The organism is Allobacillus halotolerans, assembly GCF_018967645.1.
Taxonomy (GTDB): Bacteria; Bacillota; Bacilli; order Bacillales; family Alkalibacillaceae; genus Allobacillus; species Allobacillus halotolerans.
This window is the reverse complement of sequence record NZ_JAHLZF010000001.1, coordinates 96,224-119,729: the sequence shown is the minus strand read 5'-3', so window position 1 is coordinate 119,729 and position 23,506 is coordinate 96,224. Positions and strand designations below refer to the sequence as shown.

Genomic DNA, 23,506 nt, shown 5'->3' with positions numbered 1-23,506 from the left:
TGAAAACGGATGAAACTTGCAGCGACTTTATCATCAATCAAGCCAGAGATGGATCAAGTTGAACGTAAAATCAAAGAGATAACCTCTGCTGAACCGTCTATGATCAGCAATACATCCAATCACCTATTGGAAGCGGGTGGCAAGCGGATTCGTCCGGTGTTTGTCTTGCTAGCATCCAAATTTGGTGCTTCAAAACAGGGAGATGTTATTGAAGTTGCCGTTGCACTTGAATTGATCCACATGGCTTCGCTTGTCCATGACGATGTCATTGACCGAGCAACAATACGGAGAGGGCGACCGACTGTAAACGATCGTTGGGATAATGGCACAGCTATGTTTACGGGTGATTTTATCTTTGCTCGGTCAGTGGAATTATTGCAACAATTGAATGAACCGAGACTTCACCACGTTTTATCCCATACGATTCATCAGCTTACTTTAGGTGAGATTGAACAATTGAAAGATCGTTACTTGATCGGTCAAAATTTATTTCGGTATTTTAGAAGGATCAAGCGTAAAACAGCTCTATTAATTGCTTCGAGTACGGAGCTTGGAGCAATCTCTTCGAAATGCAACGATGAAGAAATCATTCAGCTGAAGAAGTTTGGCTACTATATCGGAATGGCTTATCAAATCATCGATGATATTCTTGATTTCACTTCAACCGAAGAAAAACTTGGTAAACCCGTTGGAAGTGATTTGCTGAATGGCCACCTTACATTGCCGACGATTTTAGCCATTCAAAATGATGATGCTTCCCGTTCATCGATTGAAGCTTATTTTAAAGATCCAACTGAATACAATAAAGGTCTGATTAAACAAACCATCCAAGATATCAGCAGTTCACCTTCAATTGATGAAGCTTATGCTTGGAGTGATGCCTATTTAGACAGAGCGCTAAATGCATTAGAGTCGTTACCGTCTCATCCGATTAAAAAAACGCTACGAAAAATCGCAGTCTACTTAGGAAAACGTAAATATTAATATTTAAATTGTAATTTTCGTCAATCTTTGATAAACTTTTTACGGTTTGAAGAATGCATAAATATATTAAAGAGGTGTTATCTATGGAAAGAACTTTCGTTATGGTCAAGCCTGATGGTGTACAACGTAATCTAGTAGGAGATATTGTATCTCGCTTTGAAAACAAAGGATTTAAACTAGCAGGCGCTAAATTAATGCAAATCTCCCAGAACTTAGCTGAAACACATTACGGTGAGCATAGTGATAAACCATTCTTCGGTGAGTTGGTTAACTTCATCACTTCCGGACCTGTCTTTGCAATGGTATGGGAAGGTGAAAATGTTATTGCAACAGCACGTAAAATGATGGGTGCAACAAACCCGAAAGATGCAGACGTTGCAACAATTCGCGGTGATTTTGGTTTAACAGTTGGGAAGAACATCATTCATGGTTCTGATTCTGAAGAGTCAGCAAAACGTGAGATCGAACTATTTTTCCTAAATGAAGAGCTAGTTGATTATCAAAAAGATCAAGATACTTGGGTTTACTAATTATCTAAATGCCCTTAAAACCAGCTACAAATCGTAGCTGGTTTTTTGCTGTTTGTTTAAATGATTGAATTAATTTCATATACTTGAGCTTATGGAACAATGGCATTATATCGTTATTATCTTTATAATAAGAAGTATTACAGATATAGGAGAGTAAAAGTTGTGGGGAATGATTATACTGAATTTGTACGTTCGATTAAACAGCAAACAGGTATTGATTTAGGGTTATACAAAGAGAAACAAATGAAACGAAGATTGACTTCTCTAAGGGATAAGCGAGGGTTTGACACGTTTTCTGGCTATTTCGATGCAGTAAAGAATAATCGAGATTTATTAACAGAACTGTTAGACCGAATGACAATCAATGTATCCGAATTTTTTCGAAATCGTTCAAGATGGGATCGGCTGAAGTTTAATTTATTGCCTGAATTGATAAAAGATAAAAATCAAATCAACGTATGGAGTGCTGCTTGTTCAACAGGTGAAGAACCTTACACGCTCGCAATTCTTTTACATGAGTTCTTACGTTGGGATCAAATGAAGATCTTGGCAACGGACTTGGATGAAACCGTATTACATAAAGCACAACAAGGTATTTATCATGAACGTTCATTGAAAGAAGTTACAACTGGACAAAAGAGAAAGTATTTTCATCAAAACAGTCAAGTTTTTCAAGTCAACAATGCATTAAAAGAGGTCATATCATTTAAACAACATAATTTACTCGCTGATCCTTATACAGGAATGTATGATCTAATTTGTTGCAGAAACGTATTAATTTATTTTACGGACGAAGCGAAGACGAAAATATATACACAATTTGCGAATCATTTAAAGCAGGGTGGAATTTTATTTGTAGGGAGTACAGAACAAATATTTCAACCTGAAAAATATGGTCTACAAGCGATTGATTCATTTTTTTATCAAAAGGTTTAAAAGGAGTCTTGAGCAATGCGTTACTTAACTGCAGGAGAATCACATGGAAAACAACTTACTACCATTATCGAAGGGATACCAGCTCATTTACAATTACTAGCTGAGGATATCAATCACTCATTGATCCGTAGACAAGGTGGCTACGGCAGAGGCCGTCGAATGAAAATCGAAAAAGATTTAATTGAGATTACTTCCGGAGTCAGACACGGATCTACTTTAGGTTCACCGATTAGTCTAGTACTAAAAAATGATGATTTTAAGCATTGGACGGATATCATGGGAGCAGAACCACTGCAGGATGATACCGAAATCCGTAGGCAAGTAACGAAGCCTCGTCCAGGGCACGCCGATTTGAACGGTGCGTTAAAGTACAATCATCGGGACATGCGCAATATCCTTGAGCGTTCTTCGGCTCGTGAAACAGCTGCGAGGGTGGCAGCTGGGTCAGTTGCCAAACAGTTATTACGTGAAATCGGTATTGAAGTGTTGGGTTTTGTCAAACAAATTTATCAAGTAAAAGCAAATGACCAACCCAAGCTAACGATGCAAGAAAAACAAGAAATTTCTCATCAATCAGCACTGCATGTCATTGATCCTTCAGTTGAAGAAGATATGAAAGCTGCTATTGATCAGGCGAAACAAGATGGCGACTCCATAGGTGGCATATGTGAAGTGCATGTAGAGGGTGTACCAGTAGGATTGGGGTCGCATGTTCATTTTGATCGGAAACTGGACGGGAAGATAGCTGGAAGTGTGATGAGTATCAATGCATTCAAAGGAGTAGAGTTTGGCGAAGGATTCGAGGTAGCAAACAAACGCGGAAGTGACATTCACGATGAGATTAGCTATAGTGAGCAAAATGGATATCAACGAGAAACGAATCGATTAGGTGGTTTTGAAGGCGGCATGACAACGGGGATGCCAATCGTCGTAAAAGGAGTAATGAAGCCAATTCCCACTTTGTATAAACCATTAAACAGTGTTGATATCGATACGAAAGAAACGTTTAAAGCGAGTATCGAACGGTCAGATTCTTGTGCTGTTCCGGCCGCTGCTGTTGTCATGGAACATGTTGTTGCTTGGGAAGTCGCTAACGCAATTCTTGATCAGTTTTCAGCTGACTTCATGGATCAATTGAAAAAATCAGTTGCAGAATACAGAGAAAGGACTCGTTTATTTTGATCGAACTTTCGGTTACAGCAGCGTCGCATAATTATCGTATCTCAATTGATGCAGGCATACGCCATAAATTGGCTGAACTTCTTGATCCATCGATTGAAAAACTTGTGATTGTTACCGATGAGCATGTACAAAAGTATTATCTCGATGATTGCTTACATGCATTGAACTCATCTTTTCCGACTGACGTATACGTCATCCCGCCTGGTGAGCAATCAAAGTCGTTGGAAGAATATAAAAGCTTACAACAATTTCTATTAAGACAACGAATGACAAGGAAATCAGCCATTCTCGCACTTGGTGGTGGGGTTGTTGGTGATTTAGCAGGCTTTGCTGCTGCTACCTATGCGAGAGGCATTGGTTTTATTCAAATGCCATCTACAATTCTTGCACACGATAGTAGTATTGGAGGGAAAGTTGCTGTCAATTTGGATGGAAAGAAAAATATCATCGGTAGCTTTTATCCCCCTCACCAAGTTATTTTTGATCTCGACATGTTCCAAACACTGAATGACCAAGAAATACGCTCAGGCCTAGCTGAAATGGTGAAACATGGTCTAATTGCCGATCGACGGTTGTATGATGATTTACTGACATTCACCCGAATGGGCATGGACCTTTCTTCAAGTGACTTTAAGCATTTACTCGTACGATCGATCCAAGTGAAAAACAACATTGTTCAATTGGATGAAAAAGAAACGAACATCCGTCAATTTTTGAACTTCGGCCACTCATTTGGTCATGCATTGGAAGCCGTCCGAATGAACGAACGTACACATGGTGAATGTGTGATGCTTGGTATGATTTTTGCTTTATGGGTATCGAACGAAAAGTTTAATCACCTAAACGATTTATCAATACAAGAATTGATCCATTGGGTGAAAAAGATGGATTACCCATTAAACTTGGATAACGTAACAAGTGAAGAAATTCTGAATCTCATGAAATTTGATAAAAAAAATACACGTGATGATTTTCAATTCGTCCTTTTAGAACAGGTTGGAAAACCTTACTTACAAAAAATAGATGTGAATACAATGGAAAACTATCTCAATGAATTTATGACAAAGTGGAATCAGGGTGAATTTAATTGGCTCAAATAAACGCATTACACGGAACAATCAGCATCCCTGGTGACAAATCCATCTCCCATCGTGCAGCCATTTTAGCAAGCTTATCTACTGGAAAAACTGTCATTGACAATTTTTTGTTCTCAGACGATTGTTTACGTACGTTAGATGCTTTTCAAGCGATGGGTGTTCAAGTGAAGAAGCAGGACCAGCAAGTCATCATAGATAGTGAAGGTGCATCGAAGCTATCCGCACCTACAGATGCGATTGACCTCGGTAATTCAGGTACGACAGCTCGGTTATTGGCAGGTGTGTTGGCTGCCATGCCGTTTCAAACGGAATTAGTAGGTGATCCCTCTTTATCAAAGCGACCGATGAAGCGGGTGTCCCAACCACTCTCTATGATGGGAGCAACGGTTGAATTTTTGACAGAAGATGGACATTTGCCAATGAAAATTGTTGGTGGGTCACTAAAGAAAATTGAGTATGATATGCCTGTTGCCAGTGCTCAAGTAAAATCAGCCATTCTTTTAGCAGGATTAACCGGACAAGTTAATGTTACGGTGACGGAACAAACTAAATCAAGAGATCATACTGAACGCATGCTCGAAGCTTACGGGGTTCATATCACGGATGAAAATGGTACAATTACATTAAAAGAAAACCAAGTGTTACATGCAAAAAACATAAAAGTCCCTGGAGATTTTTCTTCAGCTGCCTATTGGATTGCTGCGGCAGTCATTACACCGGGAAGTGAATTGACCATTGAACGAGTCGGCCTTAATCCGACGAGAATCGGCTTTCTGAATGTACTGAAGAGAATGGGAGCATCCATCGAAGTTATACAGAAGCCGAACATGATGAACGAACCTGTCGGAACAATTATTGCTAAGCATTCAACATTAAAAGCGACAACATTGAAAGAAGAGGAGATACCAACTTTAATTGATGAGATACCGATTTTAGCTTTGGTCGCATCACAGGCAAAAGGTATATCTCGCTTTCATCATTTAAGAGAGTTACGCTTTAAGGAGACGGACCGAATTCAAGCAACTGTTCAAGGGTTAGCCGCATTGGGTGTATCGATTAAAGCGGAAGAGGATGGAATGATTGTACAAGGCCAGAGTCGACTACATGGCGGGATGGTCAAAACATTTCATGATCACCGAATAGCCATGACAGCGATGATCGCCTCATTGATTACAAATGATGCCGTTACAATCGATGATTATGATTGTGTTAAAATCTCTTATCCTAATTTCTTTGAACAATTTAACCAACTCAAGCAACCGGAACATTCACCAAAAGATTGAAAGAAAGGTGACCGATGACAATGGATATTATTAATCAGGCACTTCAATTGAAGGACCAAGACAAAATTAATGATGCAATTCAGCTCCTGCAGGAATATCAACGGAGTGCTGGAGAAGAGGAGCGTCTAGAAATTGCCCAACTTTTTCAAGACTGGGGGTTAATGAATGATGCCATAGCCATTTATGAAGACATGTTATTGCTTTACCCAGAAGATTCACATATTAAATTACTATTGGCTGAAATATATACCGATATCGGTGATGACGAGAAAGTCATCGAGTTAATGGAGGCCATCAGTCCTGAGGAAGAAGCATATGTGCCAGCTTTAGTTCAATTAGCGGATTTATATCAAACACAAGGGTTGTTTGAAGTATCGGAACAGAAGTTATTGGAAGCAAAAGACCTCGCCCCCACTGAGCCAATCATTGATTTGGCATTAGCTGAATTGGCTTTCTCAAATGGTGAATTTCAAAAAGCCATTCCATACTATGAACGGATTGAACGATTGGATGAAGAAGTATCTATTGTCAATGTTAAGGAACGATTGGCTGAATCACTATCATCACTGGGTAATTGGGAAGAAGCATTACGTTACTATGAAATGATTACTCTGGAGCATCCAGATCAATTATTTAAATATGGATATACAGCTTATCAATTGGAAAGATATCAGGTAGCGATTGAAGCTTGGCGAAAACTGCTTGAAATTGACCAAGACTATACAAGTGTTTATCCCCTATTGGCAACCTCCTTACATGAAGAAGGTGCCGTACAAGAGGCTTTTGAAGCATTAGAACAGGGAATCCAAAAAGATGAATTCAACAATGAATTATACTTATTGGCAGCAGAGTACGCTGTTGAGCTAGGAAGACGAGAGGATGCAGAAGCGTATTTGAAGCAATCTCTATCGTTAGATCCTGGATTTGAAGAAGCTGCTGAACGGTTGCTAGAGCTATATGAAGATGATTTGGATTATGAGGCGGCAAATGACTTATTGGATGAACTGTTAAGCTATGAAGCCTACCCAGACCTATTATTATGGCGAAAAGCTCAAGTTTCTGTCGAACTGGAACAGTTTAAAGAAGCTAAGAAAGCCTACGAAAAGGCTTATCCGTCATTTCGAGAGCAACCAGACTTTTTAAAAGAATATGGTTACTTTATGAACGAAGAAGGCAATCGCGAACAAAGTCTATCGTTGTTGGAAAGTTATTTGACGTTTCGTCCCGAAGATGAAGAGGTTAGTGAATTTGTCAGTCGTTTGACGAATGAGTAAAGGCAGGTGAGCCGAAATGCAAGTACCTTCTGAAAAGAAAAAGGCTTTCATTGAATGGTTTTTAGCCACACATCCGCCAGAACAGCGAGAAGTCGTGTGGTTACTTCAATATATGTCAAAAAGGGATCAATTGCTTAGTCGCATTCATTTCATCTATGAAGCTCACTTAACACCACGAAGTATCATTATTTCTACCGAAGCGGCTGAAAATAGACCCTTCCGCTTTTACAAAGAGCATATTGTGACCACAGACGTTGATAAAGCATTTCATGACATTCGTTTAAATCAAGATCAAGAACTGTTTGTGGAATTCATATTTGAAGACGTCCGTCATTCAGCTGAATATGCAGAAGTATTAGAAGAAAATCCATACCTACCTGATGATTATTATTTAGAAAACACGGATTATCATGCGATCGAACAATTTCTACAGGCAACCTCCCAAGAAAATAAGAGACAATCCTTGCGAAAAAGGGTGAATGAAGCATTAGACCAGGGAGATGAGAAAGCTTTTCTAAAGTGGAGCAAGTTATTGAATAATCACAACAAAGAACACTCCGAATGAGAAGGGAAGTATAATATGAAATATATTGAAGAAGATATAAAAATGTATATTGCCGAAAAAGAATATATTGATACAGCAATCATTCCACTCGTTCCTTATGCGATTGATGATGATCAAGAAATGATTTTGACATCATTCCAACAAGAGCTAATGACTTTATATTCCCATCAACTTGAACAAAGATTGAAAGGCCGGTTATTTCTTTTCCCGGTTTATACGTACTTAAATAATAGTTTGATTGAAAATGAAATTGATCGAATCAATCAGCTGATCGATGAAGTGAAAAAACAACCTTTCAACGAAGTGTTTCTATTAACGTTTGATAAACAATGGCGTAAACATGGAACTTCATTAAAAGGTGAATTAGTATGGCTACCGGCAATCAAAAACGGTAATTTACAATCCAATGAAGTTCGTGAAGTCATTCAATCTCAAATTATCGATATCGAAGAATTAATCAAAGAAAGTTGGTCTTAATTTTGAAAAATTTTCGTCGAAATAGGATTTTTATTGACCGTAATGATGGGATACGCTATCATTGTATTGTCCTAATAAATAATCGTTACGAAAGACCCTATGCGTTGCATCAGATGGTAGAGGGGGGAAAAGAATGAGCAATAAAAAGAATAACCAAGTTTCTCGTCGACAATTTTTGAACTATACCTTAACAGGTGTTGGTGGTTTTATGGGTGCTGCATTGATAGCTCCGATGGTTGGATTTGCAGTAGATCCACTATTGAAAGGTGAGAAATCTGGTGACTTTGTTTACGTTTTGGACGTAGATGAGATCACGGAGACACCACAGAAAGTCTCATTCCAAGTCGATCAAACAGATGGTTGGTATGAATCGAAAGTTGAAAAAAATGCTTTCGTATTTTATGACAGTAATGGTGATATTTTAGCTTTATCACCAGTATGTACGCACTTAGGTTGTACAGTAGACTGGGCGACAGAAAAGGAAAACGAGTTTTTCTGCCCATGTCATGATGGTCGTTACAACGCTGAAGGAGAAAACATTGCAGGTACTCCTCCAACTGAACCATTACATGAGTATACGTTTAAGGTTGAAGAAGGAAAACTGTATCTAAGTCCAGAAACGCATGCAAGAGGGGGGGCATAATACGTGTTAAACAAAATTTATGACTGGATTGATGAACGATTGGATGTGACGCCAATCTGGCGTGATATTGCCGATCACGAAGTTCCTGAGCACGTAAACCCAGCCCACCATTTCTCAGCTTTTGTTTATTGTTTTGGTGGATTAACGTTTTTCGTTGTCGTCATTCAAATTCTATCTGGTATGTTTTTAACGATGTACTATGTACCGGATATTGAAAACGCTTGGGAATCTGTTCGCTACTTGCAAACAGAAGTTGCTCACGGGCAGATCGTTCGAGGAATGCACCACTGGGGTGCCAGTGTAGTAATCGTTATGATTTTCTTACATACACTGCGTGTGTTTTTCCAAGGTGCATACAAAAAACCTCGCGAATTGAACTGGATTGTTGGTGTATTATTATTCTTTGTCATTTTAGGTTTAGGGTTTACTGGTTACCTATTACCATGGGACAACAAAGCATTTTTCGCTACACAAGTTGGGTTGGAAATTGCTGAAAGTGTACCATTTATAGGAACTGAGATTAAAACGCTTCTAGCTGGTGATCCTACGATAGTTGGTGCACAGACCCTGACCAGATTCTTTGCGATTCATGTGTTCTTCTTGCCAGCTGTTTTATTTGGTTTATTAGCAGCTCACTTTATCATGATTCGTCGTCAAGGAATCAGCGGACCACTATAAGTTATATTTAGTGAATACAAAAAGGAGGGAACACTGTGCAAAAAGGTAAAGGTATGAAGTTTGTTGGCGATTCCCGTATTAAAGTGGGACCAAAGCAAACCATTCCAAAAGACTATTCAGAATATCCTGGTAGGACAGAACCATTTTGGCCAAACTTTCTATTGAAAGAATGGTTAGTGGGTGCTGTATTCTTAATTGGTTTTCTATGCTTGGTTGCTGCTCACCCATCTCCATTAGAGATTAAAGCAGATCCAAATACATCAGGCTATATTCCGTTGCCTGACTGGTATTTCTTGTTTTTATATGAACTGTTGAAATATGAGTACGCGGCTGCAGAGTATGTGGTAATCGGTACGATCGGAATTCCAGGACTAGCTTTCGGTGCACTATTACTTGCACCTTTCCTAGATACAAAACCTGGTCGTCGTCCGACACAACGACCAATTGCAGTTATCCTTATGCTTTTAGCGGTTACTTCCGTGATCTGGTTAACGTATGAATCTGCTTCTGCAGTTAACTGGGAAGAGCGCGCTGAATATTCCGTTGCAAATATGACGGAAGTTGAAGTAGATACAGACCATGCAGGTTATGAAGTATATGCGAATAACTGTATGAGCTGTCACGGTGACAGTTTGCAAGGTGTCCCTGGAATGGCTCCAGAATTAATAGGTCTTCCATACGATGCTGAAGCAATTAAAGACATTGCACAAAATGGTATCGGAGAAATGCCTGCAGACATGTTTAGCGGCACTGATGAAGAATTAAACCAGCTTGCTGAATTTATCGTCGCAACCAATTCCGACGGTGAAGGTTCAGAAGGAGAGAGCTCTGGTTCTGAAAGTAGCAATGAAGGTGAAGATTCTTCTGAGTAAAGTAATAATTTAAAGAAGTAGACCGGCAAAATCGATTAATTGATTTTGTCGGTCTTTTTCACATAAGCATTCAAGAAAGTGCGGGTTGAAAAATACATGTTTAAATACTTATTGATGGATCGAACGTTTCTTATTCTTTTATTAATCATCAACATCTTAGGTACAATATATGGGTACATTTGGTATGGTTGGCAGCTTGAGATAACCCCACCGATCTTTATTCCTTTCGTTCCCGATTCTCCTACAGCATCTTTGTTTTTCGTTATTGTTTTAATTGGCTTCTTATTAGGACGAAATTTTAAATACATAGAAGCTTTAGCTATGCTGACATTATTCAAATATGGTGTGTGGGCTGTTGTTATGAATGGTTTAACATTTATTCAATTGTCTTCTGTATCCGCTGTCGGTTTAATGTTGGTCGTTTCACATGGAGCTATGGCTGTACAAGGATTACTGTATGCTAAATTTTATCGAATCGAAATGAAGCACTTGGTTGTTGCGGCAATTTGGACATTACACAATGATGTCATTGACTATGTATATGGTATGATGCCAATCTATCACCAATTGACCGATTCGATGAACCATGTCGGTTATTTCACCTTTTGGTTAAGTATACTCTCAATTTGGCTCGTCTATCGATATGGCATAAAATCCACTCGTTCTAATTGGACACTATAAGCGCATAAAATGAACAAAGCCTTATAGAGGGGTGGAGCTGTGGATTACAAATGGCATCTGATTAGTTCTTTTTTTGCATTAAGCAGAACGCCCAGCTGGGGACAATTCTTTCTTATTGTGGCCATTATTTTTACCATTGTTATCAGTTCATTAATTTACGTTTCATGGAAAAAATATAAACAGACGCAACAGAGCAAAAGTGTTGAAAACGATGATGAATTTGACTAAAATTGACCTATAGAGAGAGAAAGAAATATGGGAGGAACGACTATGACAATCGGTTCAATGTTAGTTTATTTCGGAATATTGCTCCTACTACCCTTATGGGCGAGTAACAGAGTAAAGAAAACGTATCAAAAATATTCAAAAGTACGTAACTCCTCTGGCATGACTGGAAGAGATGTCGCTTTAAAAATATTACAGGATAATGGTTTATACGATGTGCGCGTTGAGGAAACGAAGGGCGTGCTATCCGACCATTATGATCCACGGCAAAAAGTTGTCCGATTATCGTCGGATAACTATCACCGACCTTCACAAGCAGCTGCAGCCATTGCAGCTCACGAGGTAGGACATGCTATCCAGCATGCGCAAGATTATGCATTCTTGCGTTTTAGAACGGCTTTGGTTCCAATGGCGAGTTTAGGTTCCAATATGTCGTACTTTTTGATTTTAGGTGGTATATTCCTTGGCCTCGGAGAACTTTATCTAGCTGGAATCGTCCTAATGGCTTTTGCCGTACTGTTCCAGTTGGTCACATTACCTGTTGAATTTGATGCTTCTAACCGAGCGATGAATCAACTGGTCTCAACAGGCGTTGTGACAAGTAGTGAACATCGTGAAACGAAGAAAGTATTGAATGCCGCAGCTTTAACATATGTTGCTGCAGCAGCAGTAGCAGTTATGGAGCTTCTCCGTTTTGTTCTGTTGTATTTAAACAGTGATAACTAATAACCTGAAGCAGGAAAAAAATTAATATTCATACATGGCATACTAGGCGTTACATACTGGTATGCCATTTTTTATTAGAGGGATGATGCTGATGAAATCATATTCAAAATACATACTCTTAATTTTATCACTCAATATAATGTTAACAGCTTGCAGTGAAACAGAAGTAACCGAACATATCGAAGTGTTTGTATCAGAAAGTCTTGAAGCAAACGAAGAAGGGATGTTTGAAAGGAAGGGTTATGAGAAAATAAATTCCATAACAACGACTGAGAGGAGTGAGAATCATATCAATACAACAATCAAAGCGATTAAGGATTATTATGACGCAGAGGGGCGTTATTTGCATACAGAGATTATTCATTCCTATTTCGAAAAATCAACAGTGACACAGTTCGAGGATGGAAACGAACAAAAGAAGACAACCACAACACCATTAACGATATTCATTCCGCAAGAAAACTTTGAGCAGTTTAGCAAAACATTATCAGCCGACGAAAAGAAAAAAGTGAAGAAGCATGTTTCATCATTCGTGGATGATTTGTAAACCTAATTTATAACATTAAAATGCCTGAATAAAGAGGCGTTTGCAACTTCATTCAGGCAATGAAATTATGAATCAATCGGATTTTTATTTTCATCCAGAGTGAATCCTTCTCCTAGAACGTCATGAACAGTCATCATGGAAACGAAGGCATGTGGGTCAATTTCGTTAATTAAATTTTTCAATCGAATAATCTCATTTCGTCCGACTACACAGTAAATAACTCTCTTATCTTCGCCTGTGTAACTTCCACTTCCATGTAAGAGCGTCACTCCACGATCCATATCCTTCAATATCTTACTGGCAATTGCATCTTGGTGCTCTGATACAATCAATGCACCTCTTGCAGCGTAAGCACCATCTACCATGAAATCAATCACTCGAGCGGCGATAAATACGGCAACTAACGTATACATTCCTTCAATTTCATTTAGATAAAGAATCACGGATGCAACAATAACGACAGCATCAAACAAAAACATCGTTCGTCCCATTCCCCAGCCAACATATTTATTGACTAGCCGGGCAATGATGTCGACTCCGCCAGTTGTACCTCCATAGCGGAAAATAATTCCCAATCCTACACCAATAAAGGAACCGGCAAACAATGCTGCCAATGTCATATCGTTTTGTAACGAAAAACCGTACGGAAAGATTTGAAATACCCATAGAAATACAGAAACCATAACTGTTCCGATTACCGTATAAATAAACGTCGACACTCCTAATAAACGCCACCCTACAATAAATACCGGGATATTCAGAACAAGGTTCATAATTGCGGGATCCCAAGAAAATAGAAAGTATAATAGAAGGGTGATACCGGTAAATCCACCTTCTGTTAAATTGTTCGCCATGTTGAAATTGACGACTCCGAATGAAAAGATTGCAGAACCAATGATAATAAACAGTGTATTCTTCATTTTAATCGGTATTTTCATTTAACCACTCCAAACATATCTCCAGAATATTATAGACAAATAAATCAGATTCATCAAACAAAGTTTAATGATTTGTCAAAATTCGTCTGTTTAGCTACCATATGATTAGATGTTTTCATGAAGGAGACGTATATCATGGAGAAACAATCAGTAACATTGAAAGAATCTCAAGAACGTGTTGATCGGTTTATCAGTCAATTTGAAGAGGGTTATTTTTCTCCACTTTCTATGATGGCTAGGTTTACTGAAGAAATGGGTGAGCTAGCTCGAGAAATTAATCATTACTACGGAGAAAAGCCAAAAAAATCAACAGAAAAAGAGAAATCGATTGAAGATGAGCTAGGTGATGTTTATTTTGTGTTGGTAACACTAGCTAATTCACTTGGCATTCAGCTTGATGAAGCATTTGATCGAAGTATGTCAAAAATAGAACAAAGAGACCAAAATCGTTGGACGAAGAAGGAGAATCAACATGAATAAGACCATTAATATGATCGTTGCCGGTCCCCGCGGTAAAATGGGGCAAGAAGCTTTAGCATTAATTGAACGAACGGACCATTTTCATTTAGTCGGTTGTATCGACCGGAAGAATAATGGAAAGAAACTACGTGATCTAGAAGGTCTGCCGGCATTCGATGCACCTATTTTCACAGATGCGACGGAAGCATTCGATCAGGTGAATGCTGATGTATTAATCGAATTGACGAACCCTGAGGCCGGGTATCACCATGCGAAGCAAGCACTGATTCATCACGTACGTCCAGTGGTTGGTACTTCTGGATTTTCGGAAGATCAGTTGCAAGAACTTAAAGACTTAAGTACGTCGAATGCAACAGGCATTGTCATTGCACCGAATTTTGCGATTGGTGCTATTTTAATGATGCGGTTTGCGAAAGAGGCTGCTAAATATTTTCCTGATGTGGAAATTATTGAAAAACATCATGACAATAAGCTGGATGCGCCATCTGGAACAGCAGTCAAAACAGCTAAGCTCATTCAAGAAGTAAGGGAAAAGCATAAACAAGGCCACCCAGATGAAAAAGAAACGATTGAAGGAGCACGAGGAGCTGATGTGGATGGGATGAAAATTCATAGCATGCGACTCCCAGGGTATATTGCACAGCAAGAGGTTGTGTTTGGAATGAGTGGACAAACTTTAACCATTAATCATAATTCAGCAGATAGAGCTTCGTTTATGAGTGGTGTTGAATTTGCGGTCAATGAAGTTGTGAACCGTGAAGATTTCGTTTATGGACTTGAAAACTTAATGGAATAGGTTGTGAAATAATGAAAATCGCATTAATCGCACATGACAAAAGAAAAAGAAATTTACTCAATTTCGTTACAGCTTACAAAGATATCTTTAGTGATTATGAATTGTTTGCTACAGGTACAACAGGAAAAATGATTCAAGAAGAGATTGGGTTGGATGTTCATCGGTTTCAATCAGGTCCATTAGGTGGCGACCAGCAAATCGGTGCTAAAATCGCAGCCAATGATTTAGATTTGGTTGTTTTCTTTAGAGATCCATTGACAGCTCAGCCACATGAACCAGATGTGACTGCATTATTAAGATTATGCGATGTATATCGAATCCCTCTCGCAACCAACGAAGCATCTGCTGAAATTATGATACGAGGCATTCAAAGCGGATGGCTTGATTGGAGAAACGTCAAGGAGTCAACATCCCTATATGATGAATAAAAAAATAGGTATCGTTTGCTATCCAACAGTCGGGGGATCTGGCGTGGTAGCAACTGAACTAGGTATGCACTTATCGGATCATGATTATGAAATTCATTTCATTTCACAGACAATGCCGTTTCGCTTAAAACGTCTAGACCCAAATATCTTTTTTCATGAAGTGGATGTTGCAAATTATCCGGTATTTAAGCATCCACCTTATGATTTATCACTGGCCAGTAAAATCGCTGAGGTCATCGATCGTGAACAATTAGATATTATTCATGCCCACTATGCTATGCCTCATGCAATTTGTGCGTTGTTGGCGAAACAAATGGCTAAAAAAGATGTTCGTGTCATTACGACTCTTCACGGTACAGATATTACCGTGCTGGGAATTGATCCGAGTTTGACTAATTTAATTCGTTTTGGTATCGAAGAGTCAGATGCAGTCACCGCTGTTTCTTATAGTTTAAGAGATCAAACAAAGAAATTATTGAATATACAAAAAGAAATTCAAGTTGTTCATAATTTTATCGATACAGACAAGCTGGAGGAACCGAGTGATACTGATAAATTAAAAAGAAGACTGAATATTCAATCAGACGAAAAAGTAATGATTCATATCTCTAACTTTCGTAAAGTGAAGAGAGTTCAAGATGTCATTCATGTTTTTCACCGAGTCCAGCAATCGATTAAAACAAAACTTCTTTTAGTGGGCGATGGACCAGAATATGGAGATGCATATCAACTTGTTCAAAATCTAGGTTTACAAGATAAAGTTATTTTTATGGGGAGACAGGACAATATACATGATTTATTCGCAATGAGTGATTTAAATCTATTGGTTTCTGAGAAGGAGAGTTTTGGACTGGTGCTTTTGGAAGCTATGATCTCTGGAGTACCATCTATTGGGTCGAACACCGGTGGAATCCCTGAAGTGATCGATGATGGAGAAACAGGGTATATTTGTGAAGTTGGCGATGTTGAAACCATGAGCAAGAGAGCCATTCATCTATTATCCGAAGAGTCCGAGTGGAAACGGCAATCCCTTCTTTCCAAGGCTCGTGTAAAAGAGTTATTTGATGCTGAACAAATTATTAAGCGCTATGAGAATATTTATTATGAAGTATAGAAGGCGGTAGATCCTATGGTTGGTAAACCATTCAATCAAGCGGCACCAATTATACATACATTCAATAATAATGGATATGAGTGTTTCTTTGTGGGTGGGTCCGTGCGTGATTATCAATTGAAACGACCGATTGGGGATATTGATCTGGCCACGAATGCCGATCCATACACCGTTCAACGTTTATTTGATCGAACCGTACCTGTTGGCATCGATCATGGAACGATATTGGTTTTATTGGGTGATGAATCCTATGAAGTAACGACTTATCGGACAGAAGGGGAGTATAAAGATCACCGCCATCCAGAACAAGTGTTTTTTGTAGAGAATATCGAAGAAGACTTAAGTCGAAGAGATTTCACTATTAATGCTATGGCTATGGGTCTTGATGGTAAGATTATCGATCCATTTAATGGCCTGCAGGACTTAAAACTAAAACGAATCCAGACCGTTAGATATGCACAAGACCGTTTCAGCGAGGACGCACTTCGGATGTTACGGGCCATTCGATTCTCCAGTCAATTGAATTTCAGCATCGATGATGAGGTCATTACCGCTATCAAGGAAAACCGTACACTTTTAGAGGCGATTTCTGTAGAACGAATTACAGTGGAATTGACCAAAATGTTCGGCGGAATGGGTGTTGGCAAAGCGCTGGATTATTTAAACGAAACATCTCTTTACCAACAATTGCCGATATTTGGAATGAATGAGAATGTTTTTTCACTGGTACATGAACAACTTTCAGAACCAATTGCCGATGCAGCTGTTTTGGTCGCTTACTTTCACTATATGGACCCGTCGATATCAATTTCAACATGGGTAAAAGCCTATAAACTGTCTAACGCAGTCAAACGAAAAGCGACTATTATTTATGAAGCTTTTGACAAACATCAAGAACAGGGTTTAACAAAAGGCCTCCTGTATCAATTGACGTATGAGCACATCCAACCATGGAACGATTTTGTTCGCTTCGTTGCAGGGAAATCGTATGTGTTAGAAGAACTTTATTCAATGTACGATCAATTGCCCATTCAGCAAAAGAGCGACTTGGCGATTAATGGTACTGACTTGATTCGTCTATTCCCTGAACGGAAACAAGGAAAATGGATCAGTGATTATCTCCGTGAATTAGAACATTTAGTACTTTGTGGGGAGTTACAGAATCAAAAAGATACATTGGAAGGACAAGTGAAAGCATGGAATCAAACCGGACAAAACTAATCGAGTTGCTTTCAAATCATTCAGATACGTATGTATCAGGTGAAAGTTTATCTAAGCAACTCGGCATTTCCAGGTCAGCGATCTGGAAGCATATGAATGAGTTGAAGAAAGTTGGCTATCAAATTGAAGCAGTAAGAAACAAAGGGTACCGTATTACAGGGGTTCCGAGTGAATTATCAGCCTCTTCCTTACAATGGGGTCTTTCTACAAATTGGCTTGGAAAAAACTTGATTCACCATAAATCTATCGATTCAACTCAATTTTCAGGTCACGACTTAGCGAGAGAGGATGCACCACACGGGACCGTCATTATCGCTGATCATCAAACGAAAGGTCGTGGCAGGCTTAAAAGACAATGGCATTCTGAGGACAAGCACGGACTTTGGTTTACTGTTATTTTAAGGCCTACATCTCTTGAACCCAAAGATGCCAACCAATTAACACTGGTTGCTGCAGTTGCGTTGGTTGAAACCTTTCGTCATTTAGGTCTTGACGTTAAAATTAAGTGGCCGAACGATGTTTTTTCGAGAGGTTTTAAATTAACGGGAATTTTGACCGAAATGCAAGCTGAACAAGATCAAATTGAATATATATTGCTTGGAATCGGAATGAATATTAATCAAGAGCGAGAACATTTTCCTGAAGAACTTAGAGATAAAGTGACATCCTTAAAGATTGAAACGGGTAAGGCAAACGATTTAGCACATGTTTTTCATGAGGTTGCACAGCGGTTGGAAGAAAAGTATGATACATTTATAAAAGAAGGATTTCAACCGATCAAGAGAGAGTGGGAGCAGCACGCTTACCGATTAAATGAATGGTTGACAATAAAGACAAAAGATTCTTTCCAAGCGAAATTTGTTGGAATTCAACACGATGGCGCTCTTCTTATCGAAGATGAATATGGAAAACAAACAGCATTGTATTCGGCAGAAATATATTGGTGAAGGAGGCATTGATTTTGAAAACAAGACGGAGTTTCGAAAAAATGAAACGGGAAAATGAAAAAATTACCATGTTAACGGCCTATGATTATCCATCTGCCAAAACAGCAGAAACAGCAGGTGTTGACATGATCTTAGTAGGAGATTCGTTGGGGATGGTTGTCCTTGGCTACGACTCAACGATTCCCGTGACAGTAGATGACATGATTCATCACGGAAAAGCCGTGAAGCGCGGGGCACCCAATACATTTACCGTAGTTGATTTGCCTTTTATGTCTTTTCATATTTCCGAAGCAGATGCGATGAGAAATGCTGCTCGTATTGTTCAGGAAGCTGGTGCAGATGCAGTGAAATTAGAAGGCGGAAAAGAACTTGTGCCAATTATTCGTAAACTGACACAAGCAGGCATTCCAGTGGTCGGGCATATCGGACTGACACCTCAAACATTCCAAGTGTTGGGTGGCTATCGTGTTCAAGGTAAAACAACAGAAGAAGCGAGACAATTAATTGAAGATGCTGTCGCTTTAAATGAAGCAGGTGTTATTTCTATTGTTCTTGAATGTGTTCCTGCGAAACTTGCCACGAATGTAACTAAGAACTCCAAAGTGCCGACAATTGGTATTGGAGCAGGGAATGGAACAGATGGGCAAGTGCTTGTCTATCATGATCTCTTGCAATACGGTGTCGACCGTCTAGCGAAATTCGTGAAACCACAAACCAATTTAAATGAAAGTATCGATCAGGCTATTAGAAGCTACATAAACGAAGTAAAAACGACTGCTTTTCCGTCTGATGAGCATACATATGCCATTGACGATGATGTGCTTGATGGGTTGTATGGTGGAGAAAAATGATACACATTGAAACGATCAAAGAAATGAGAGACAAATCGCAAGCCGCTCGACAGAATGGGCAGTCGATCGGCTTCGTGGCTACAATGGGCTTTTTGCACGAAGGCCATCTGCAATTGGTGAAAAATGCAAGGAAAGAAAATGACTTAGTCGTCGTCAGTATTTTCGTAAATCCATTACAATTCAATCAATCGAGTGATTTAGCTACTTATCCAAGAGATTTAGCTCGAGACACTGCACTTTTGGAAGCAGAAGGTGTTGATATTGTTTTTCATCCGAGCGTCGAAGAAATGTACCCTAAACAAAGCGTTGTCCAAATGAGTCTTCTCAGTAGACAGGACGTTCTTTGTGGAGCAAGTAGACCAGGTCATTTCGAAGGAGTTCTGAAAGTCCTTTCAAAATTATTTTTGATCATTCAACCAACAAAGACTTATTTCGGAATAAAAGATGCACAACAAGTAGCAGTCGTTGAAGCATTAATTGAGGAATTAAACTTCGATATTACACTTGTTCCTGTTCCAACTATACGTGAGCCAGATGGATTGGCCTTAAGCAGTCGAAATGTTCGTTTATCTCCTGAAGAGCGAAAGGATGCAACGAATATCTATCAAGCGTTGCGTGCTGGCCAACAATACATTCGTTCCAATGAATATTGGTCGCGCGATCAAGTGATCGACTATATGGAACATATACTCCGAGAACGGATCAGTGGTAAGGTTGATTACGTGAATTGTTTGACTTACCCAGATTTACAGCCTTTAATAAATGAAAATGATTCGGTCATATTAGCGGTAGCTGTGTATTATGAGAATGCCCGGTTAATTGATAATCTCATTCTTGATCAATCGGGCGAAGAAATCTACAGGAGTGACAAAAAATAATGATCCATACCATGATGAACGCAAAGCTTCATAGAGCGACAGTGACAGAAGCAAACTTAAACTATGTTGGAAGCATCACAATTGATTCTACATTGTTGAAAGAGGTAGGCATCTTGCCTCATGAAAAGGTTCAGATTGTCAATAATAATAATGGTGAGCGGATTGAAACCTATGTGATCGCCGGTGAACCAAACAGCGGGATCATTTGTCTGAATGGAGCTGCAGCACGGAAGTTTCAACCGGGGGATCATGTTATTATTATTTCATATGTCCAAGTTGATGCGAAGGAACTTAGCGACCACAAACCATCCATCGCTATTTTGAATGAAAATAATCAAATTGAACAGCAGCTTGAAGAGGAACCGCCATTAATGATCCTATAACTCCCATTTCAAGTGGGAGTTTGTTTTGTTAGTTACTATTAATGGTAGAGAGGAGGAGAAAAATGACTCGGTTTGTATCAGTCGATTTAGAAACGACGGGAAACTCGGTAAAAAACGGAGACGAAATTATAGAAATTGGCATTGTGGTTATCGAAGACGGCAAAATTATCGATGAGTATGAAACACATGTCAGACCGAATGGGTCGATTCCACCGTTCGTATCACAATTGACAGGAATCAACGAAAGCGATTTAGTCGACGCCCCGACATTCAAGGAAGTGATCCCTGAAATCTTACCTTACTTTGATGATTGCTTTTTCATTGCACATCCGGTTCATTTTGATTATGAGTTTTTAAATCAAAGTTTGGTTAAAGCGGGACACTCTCCGATTGCTTGTGCAGTCATCGATACAGTGGAATTGTCACGTGTTTTTTTCCCTTCGGCACCCGGTTATCGACTTCAAGATTTGACAAATTATTTAAACATCAAGCATTTCAAACCACATCGTGCGCTATCTGATGCATATGTAACGGCTCTTATTTTTCTGGAAATCGTTCAAAAAATGAATGGACTCCCACTAGAAACACTGCTACAACTGAAGCCGTTAATTAGTAATTTTCAAACGGACACGGAGTTTTTCTTCGATGATTTGATCAATGAAAAAAGAAAACATAATGACTCGAATTATGCGCTTGATTTTCGTTATGGATTGGCGATCAAGCAGAGTAATAGTATTGGCAAGGAAAACGACATAGAACTTAGTGATTTTAATTACTTTTTGAATGAAACTTTGTCAGGTCCTTTGTTTGAAAAGCGTGAAGGTCAGCAAGAAATTGCTGGTGAGATTTACCAAGGCTTTCAGATGAGACAGCATCGGGTGATCGAGGCACCTTCAGGATTAGGGAAAACGTTAGCTTATTTATTAGCTGCCTATGCATATAGCCGTAAGTATGATGTCCGTACGATCATCAGTACATACACCTTGCAGCTTCAAAAACAAATTGAGCGTTATAGCGAACGCTTTCCGGAATTATTTCCAGCTGGGAGTCTTGCACTACTGAAGAGTCCTCATAATTATTTGCATGTGCGAAGATTTAAGGCATTTTACGACCGCTCCATTAAGGATGCATCCAATTTTGATATTACGTTATCGTTAGCGATTATTCTCGTCTGGTTAACAGAAACGGAAACGGGTGATGTAGAAGAGCTGCAATTACCATCTCGAGGCCAAGATATTTGGAAATTGATCTCTTGTGATCATGATGATGAACCTACGGACCAATCATCTTATTTTTTTTCCGCCAAAGAAAGAGCGAAAAATGCATCGATTGTTATTGTAAACCATGCATTTTTGACAGCTGACTTTAAAAAAGGAAGAAAAGCAATTCCACCAAGTAGACAGATTATAGTAGATGAAGCTCATCAGTTTGAAAATGTCACAAGAAACCAACTATCAAATCAAATTGACTATATTTCCACATTACAGTTGTTTCAGTCACTTGCTCGAATCGGTATGGGCGAGGTGATTGAAACTGCCAAAGTAAATGCAGACTCTTTTTTTAGGCTTATTTATCAGGCGGTTGATTTTCTTCACTCGCCAAAGGACCCAGTATCAGACACCGGAAAAATCCAACTTTCTGTTGATGAAGAAGCTTTAGAGATGATTTTCAGCGGTGAAATTCGTGAACAATTAAATCAATTCTTGTTAAGTTGCGACCAGTTACGGAATTCAATGCTGAAAAAATATTTAAAAACGGATCTTGAACGTTCCATTCAAATGAAAGCGAATCGACAGTTAGAAGAAATTATAGACTTTTTAACAACGTTTTTCCATCAAGGAAAGAAGATGGTACGTTGGATTGAAATTGATCAACAAGGGGCCAAAAATGCAGCCTCATTAAATATTGAGCAACTTGACTTGAGTGAGCAGTTAAATAATTGGTATGAGCAATACACGAATAGTGTCGTTTTCATGAGTTCTACTTTACAATTAAAAAATTCGTTTCAACATTTTTTAACACAGATTGGTTTACCAGAAGAAACGCCTACTTCCATATATCCATTACCAAGTTCCTATGCGAATCGTTCAGAAGTTTTGATTCCTGCAGATTTCCCGAATATAACGGATGTAAGCGCGAAAACCTACGCACAACACGTCGCTTCGTTTGTCGATCGCTTTCATGCACAAACGAATAAAAAAATGCTCGTGTTATTCACGTCTCATCAGTTATTAAAAGATACGTACGAACGGTTGCAACCAACATCTCGTACAATGACGATATTGGCTCAAGGGATTCAATCCAGCAGTAGAGATAAATTGAAAAAACTTTTTGAAGAAACGGATGATGGCATATTATTGGGAACGAATTCATTTTGGGAAGGCGTAGATCTTCTAAATGATACCGATAAGATTATTTGCATGGCTCGGCTTCCATTTGAGTCGCCGAATCACCCCGTATTCCAGGCGAAGTGGAATTTGCTTAAACAACAAAAAGAAAATCCTTTTGAGCAGCTAGCCTTACCACTAGCAATTACACGATTTCGTCAGGCATTTGGACGATTAATCAGACATTCTGGAGATCGCGGATTATTAATCATTTTGGACAAACGGATCATGAGTAAGCATTATGGGAAGCAATTCATCCAATCACTTGGTGAAACTGCTGTACTTTATGAAGATACGCCGCAAATGATTGACCATGCAAAAAAATGGCTCTCATATGATAAAGACAATGACAGATGATAAGAGGGATGTCAGAAATCTTTATG

At 39.0% G+C, this 23,506-nt stretch carries 27 protein-coding genes; 26 read left to right on the top strand and 1 reads right to left on the bottom strand.

The window, feature by feature from the left end:
- The first annotated feature begins 9 nt into the window (after window positions 1-9).
- From KQ486_RS00630 to KQ486_RS00555, 16 genes are all read left to right on the top strand, one after another.
- Entirely contained in the window at window positions 10-984 is a 975-nt protein-coding gene (locus tag KQ486_RS00630) for a polyprenyl synthetase family protein (RefSeq protein ID WP_216686499.1), read from the top strand.
- Between the two features lie 83 nt (window positions 985-1,067).
- Entirely contained in the window at window positions 1,068-1,514 is a 447-nt protein-coding gene (gene ndk, locus KQ486_RS00625; RefSeq protein ID WP_144158824.1) for a nucleoside-diphosphate kinase, read from the top strand.
- A gap of 162 nt (window positions 1,515-1,676) precedes the next feature.
- Window positions 1,677-2,450: a CheR family methyltransferase gene (locus KQ486_RS00620; protein WP_274237301.1), complete on the top strand. Its 774-nt coding sequence runs from the start codon at window positions 1,677-1,679 to the stop codon at window positions 2,448-2,450.
- Window positions 2,451-2,465: 15 nt separating this feature from the next.
- Entirely contained in the window at window positions 2,466-3,632 is a 1,167-nt protein-coding gene (gene aroC, locus KQ486_RS00615) for a chorismate synthase (RefSeq protein ID WP_216686497.1), read from the top strand.
- Window positions 3,629-4,732: a 3-dehydroquinate synthase gene (gene aroB / locus KQ486_RS00610; protein WP_216686496.1), complete on the top strand. Its 1,104-nt coding sequence runs from the start codon at window positions 3,629-3,631 to the stop codon at window positions 4,730-4,732. Before aroC ends, aroB begins: the two co-directional genes overlap by 4 nt.
- On the top strand, window positions 4,720-6,012 hold the full coding sequence (gene aroA, locus KQ486_RS00605) for a 3-phosphoshikimate 1-carboxyvinyltransferase (RefSeq protein WP_144158836.1): 1,293 nt from the start codon (window positions 4,720-4,722) through the stop codon (window positions 6,010-6,012). Before aroB ends, aroA begins: the two co-directional genes overlap by 13 nt.
- A 20-nt stretch (window positions 6,013-6,032) precedes the next feature.
- The gene (locus KQ486_RS00600) at window positions 6,033-7,286 is read left to right on the top strand and encodes a tetratricopeptide repeat protein (protein ID WP_186278484.1); all 1,254 of its coding nucleotides are present in this window, start codon (window positions 6,033-6,035) and stop codon (window positions 7,284-7,286) included.
- 16 nt (window positions 7,287-7,302) lie between these two features.
- A complete protein-coding gene (locus KQ486_RS00595) occupies window positions 7,303-7,851 on the top strand; it encodes a ReoY family proteolytic degradation factor (protein ID WP_144158842.1) in 549 nt (182 codons plus the stop codon).
- Window positions 7,852-7,866: 15 nt separating this feature from the next.
- Complete coding sequence (locus tag KQ486_RS00590) at window positions 7,867-8,328, top strand: DUF2487 family protein (RefSeq protein ID WP_144158845.1); 462 nt, start codon at window positions 7,867-7,869, stop codon at window positions 8,326-8,328.
- Between the two features lie 133 nt (window positions 8,329-8,461).
- Entirely contained in the window at window positions 8,462-8,971 is a 510-nt protein-coding gene (locus KQ486_RS00585; protein ID WP_144158848.1) for a QcrA and Rieske domain-containing protein, read from the top strand.
- A 3-nt stretch (window positions 8,972-8,974) separates the two neighbouring features.
- Window positions 8,975-9,649, top strand: coding sequence for a menaquinol-cytochrome c reductase cytochrome b subunit (gene qcrB, locus KQ486_RS00580; protein ID WP_144158851.1), 675 nt, complete (start codon window positions 8,975-8,977; stop codon window positions 9,647-9,649).
- Between the two features lie 35 nt (window positions 9,650-9,684).
- Window positions 9,685-10,521, top strand: coding sequence for a menaquinol-cytochrome c reductase cytochrome b/c subunit (locus KQ486_RS00575; RefSeq protein ID WP_144158854.1), 837 nt, complete (start codon window positions 9,685-9,687; stop codon window positions 10,519-10,521).
- Window positions 10,522-10,617: 96 nt separating this feature from the next.
- Entirely contained in the window at window positions 10,618-11,202 is a 585-nt protein-coding gene (gene lhaT / locus KQ486_RS00570; RefSeq protein WP_144158857.1) for a lipoprotein heptaprenylglyceryl N-acetyltransferase LhaT, read from the top strand.
- Window positions 11,203-11,241: 39 nt separating this feature from the next.
- On the top strand, window positions 11,242-11,430 hold the full coding sequence (locus tag KQ486_RS00565) for a hypothetical protein (RefSeq protein WP_216686495.1): 189 nt from the start codon (window positions 11,242-11,244) through the stop codon (window positions 11,428-11,430).
- 42 nt (window positions 11,431-11,472) lie between these two features.
- Window positions 11,473-12,153, top strand: coding sequence for a zinc metallopeptidase (locus KQ486_RS00560; protein ID WP_144158862.1), 681 nt, complete (start codon window positions 11,473-11,475; stop codon window positions 12,151-12,153).
- Window positions 12,154-12,244: 91 nt separating this feature from the next.
- A complete protein-coding gene (locus KQ486_RS00555; protein WP_144158865.1) occupies window positions 12,245-12,700 on the top strand; it encodes a hypothetical protein in 456 nt (151 codons plus the stop codon).
- Window positions 12,701-12,765: 65 nt separating this feature from the next.
- Here the strand turns inward: KQ486_RS00555 and KQ486_RS00550 are convergent, their stop codons facing one another.
- On the bottom strand, window positions 12,766-13,638 hold the full coding sequence (locus KQ486_RS00550) for a YitT family protein (RefSeq protein WP_144158868.1): 873 nt from the start codon (window positions 13,636-13,638) through the stop codon (window positions 12,766-12,768).
- A gap of 135 nt (window positions 13,639-13,773) precedes the next feature.
- Between KQ486_RS00550 and KQ486_RS00545 the strand changes: the two genes are divergently transcribed.
- The 10 genes from KQ486_RS00545 (at window position 13,774) to KQ486_RS00500 (ending at window position 23,480) form a co-directional block, all read left to right on the top strand.
- Window positions 13,774-14,118: a nucleotide pyrophosphohydrolase gene (locus KQ486_RS00545; RefSeq protein WP_144158871.1), complete on the top strand. Its 345-nt coding sequence runs from the start codon at window positions 13,774-13,776 to the stop codon at window positions 14,116-14,118.
- The gene (dapB, locus tag KQ486_RS00540) at window positions 14,111-14,914 is read left to right on the top strand and encodes a 4-hydroxy-tetrahydrodipicolinate reductase (protein ID WP_144158874.1); all 804 of its coding nucleotides are present in this window, start codon (window positions 14,111-14,113) and stop codon (window positions 14,912-14,914) included. The genes KQ486_RS00545 and dapB overlap by 8 nt, the downstream gene beginning before the upstream one ends.
- Before the next feature lie 11 nt (window positions 14,915-14,925).
- Window positions 14,926-15,342: a methylglyoxal synthase gene (gene mgsA, locus KQ486_RS00535; RefSeq protein ID WP_144158877.1), complete on the top strand. Its 417-nt coding sequence runs from the start codon at window positions 14,926-14,928 to the stop codon at window positions 15,340-15,342.
- Window positions 15,335-16,456, top strand: a complete 1,122-nt coding sequence (gene bshA, locus KQ486_RS00530) for an N-acetyl-alpha-D-glucosaminyl L-malate synthase BshA (RefSeq protein ID WP_144160126.1) — start codon at window positions 15,335-15,337, stop codon at window positions 16,454-16,456. Before mgsA ends, bshA begins: the two co-directional genes overlap by 8 nt.
- Window positions 16,457-16,471: 15 nt before the next feature.
- Complete coding sequence (locus KQ486_RS00525; protein ID WP_216686494.1) at window positions 16,472-17,677, top strand: CCA tRNA nucleotidyltransferase; 1,206 nt, start codon at window positions 16,472-16,474, stop codon at window positions 17,675-17,677.
- Window positions 17,653-18,624 carry a biotin--[acetyl-CoA-carboxylase] ligase gene (locus tag KQ486_RS00520; protein ID WP_144158882.1) on the top strand — a complete coding sequence of 324 codons (972 nt, stop codon included), beginning with the start codon at window positions 17,653-17,655 and terminating at the stop codon, window positions 18,622-18,624. Before KQ486_RS00525 ends, KQ486_RS00520 begins: the two co-directional genes overlap by 25 nt.
- A gap of 14 nt (window positions 18,625-18,638) precedes the next feature.
- Complete coding sequence (gene panB, locus KQ486_RS00515; protein ID WP_216686493.1) at window positions 18,639-19,475, top strand: 3-methyl-2-oxobutanoate hydroxymethyltransferase; 837 nt, start codon at window positions 18,639-18,641, stop codon at window positions 19,473-19,475.
- Window positions 19,472-20,353 (top strand): pantoate--beta-alanine ligase, encoded by an 882-nt coding sequence (gene panC, locus KQ486_RS00510; RefSeq protein WP_216686492.1) that lies wholly within the window; start codon window positions 19,472-19,474, stop codon window positions 20,351-20,353. Before panB ends, panC begins: the two co-directional genes overlap by 4 nt.
- Entirely contained in the window at window positions 20,353-20,736 is a 384-nt protein-coding gene (gene panD, locus KQ486_RS00505; RefSeq protein WP_144158891.1) for an aspartate 1-decarboxylase, read from the top strand. The genes panC and panD overlap by 1 nt, the downstream gene beginning before the upstream one ends.
- 62 nt (window positions 20,737-20,798) lie before the next feature.
- On the top strand, window positions 20,799-23,480 hold the full coding sequence (locus KQ486_RS00500) for a helicase C-terminal domain-containing protein (protein WP_216686491.1): 2,682 nt from the start codon (window positions 20,799-20,801) through the stop codon (window positions 23,478-23,480).
- Window positions 23,481-23,506: the final 26 nt, after the last annotated feature.

What these genes read in the sequence shown, in the direction of transcription:
- KQ486_RS00630 (WP_216686499.1), top strand. Translation starts at nt 10, where the DNA reads ATGAAACTTGCAGCGACTTTATCATCAATCAAGCCAGAGATGGATCAA.
- ndk (WP_144158824.1), top strand. Translation starts at nt 1,068, where the DNA reads ATGGAAAGAACTTTCGTTATGGTCAAGCCTGATGGTGTACAACGTAAT.
- aroC (WP_216686497.1), top strand. Translation starts at nt 2,466, where the DNA reads ATGCGTTACTTAACTGCAGGAGAATCACATGGAAAACAACTTACTACC.
- KQ486_RS00600 (WP_186278484.1), top strand. Translation starts at nt 6,033, where the DNA reads ATGGATATTATTAATCAGGCACTTCAATTGAAGGACCAAGACAAAATT.
- KQ486_RS00595 (WP_144158842.1), top strand. Translation starts at nt 7,303, where the DNA reads ATGCAAGTACCTTCTGAAAAGAAAAAGGCTTTCATTGAATGGTTTTTA.
- KQ486_RS00590 (WP_144158845.1), top strand. Translation starts at nt 7,867, where the DNA reads ATGAAATATATTGAAGAAGATATAAAAATGTATATTGCCGAAAAAGAA.
- KQ486_RS00585 (WP_144158848.1), top strand. Translation starts at nt 8,462, where the DNA reads ATGAGCAATAAAAAGAATAACCAAGTTTCTCGTCGACAATTTTTGAAC.
- lhaT (WP_144158857.1), top strand. Translation starts at nt 10,618, where the DNA reads ATGTTTAAATACTTATTGATGGATCGAACGTTTCTTATTCTTTTATTA.
- KQ486_RS00560 (WP_144158862.1), top strand. Translation starts at nt 11,473, where the DNA reads ATGACAATCGGTTCAATGTTAGTTTATTTCGGAATATTGCTCCTACTA.
- KQ486_RS00555 (WP_144158865.1), top strand. Translation starts at nt 12,245, where the DNA reads ATGAAATCATATTCAAAATACATACTCTTAATTTTATCACTCAATATA.
- KQ486_RS00550 (WP_144158868.1), bottom strand. Translation starts at nt 13,638, where the DNA reads ATGAAAATACCGATTAAAATGAAGAATACACTGTTTATTATCATTGGT.
- KQ486_RS00545 (WP_144158871.1), top strand. Translation starts at nt 13,774, where the DNA reads ATGGAGAAACAATCAGTAACATTGAAAGAATCTCAAGAACGTGTTGAT.
- dapB (WP_144158874.1), top strand. Translation starts at nt 14,111, where the DNA reads ATGAATAAGACCATTAATATGATCGTTGCCGGTCCCCGCGGTAAAATG.
- mgsA (WP_144158877.1), top strand. Translation starts at nt 14,926, where the DNA reads ATGAAAATCGCATTAATCGCACATGACAAAAGAAAAAGAAATTTACTC.
- bshA (WP_144160126.1), top strand. Translation starts at nt 15,335, where the DNA reads ATGAATAAAAAAATAGGTATCGTTTGCTATCCAACAGTCGGGGGATCT.
- KQ486_RS00525 (WP_216686494.1), top strand. Translation starts at nt 16,472, where the DNA reads ATGGTTGGTAAACCATTCAATCAAGCGGCACCAATTATACATACATTC.
- KQ486_RS00520 (WP_144158882.1), top strand. Translation starts at nt 17,653, where the DNA reads ATGGAATCAAACCGGACAAAACTAATCGAGTTGCTTTCAAATCATTCA.
- panC (WP_216686492.1), top strand. Translation starts at nt 19,472, where the DNA reads ATGATACACATTGAAACGATCAAAGAAATGAGAGACAAATCGCAAGCC.
- panD (WP_144158891.1), top strand. Translation starts at nt 20,353, where the DNA reads ATGATCCATACCATGATGAACGCAAAGCTTCATAGAGCGACAGTGACA.
- KQ486_RS00500 (WP_216686491.1), top strand. Translation starts at nt 20,799, where the DNA reads ATGACTCGGTTTGTATCAGTCGATTTAGAAACGACGGGAAACTCGGTA.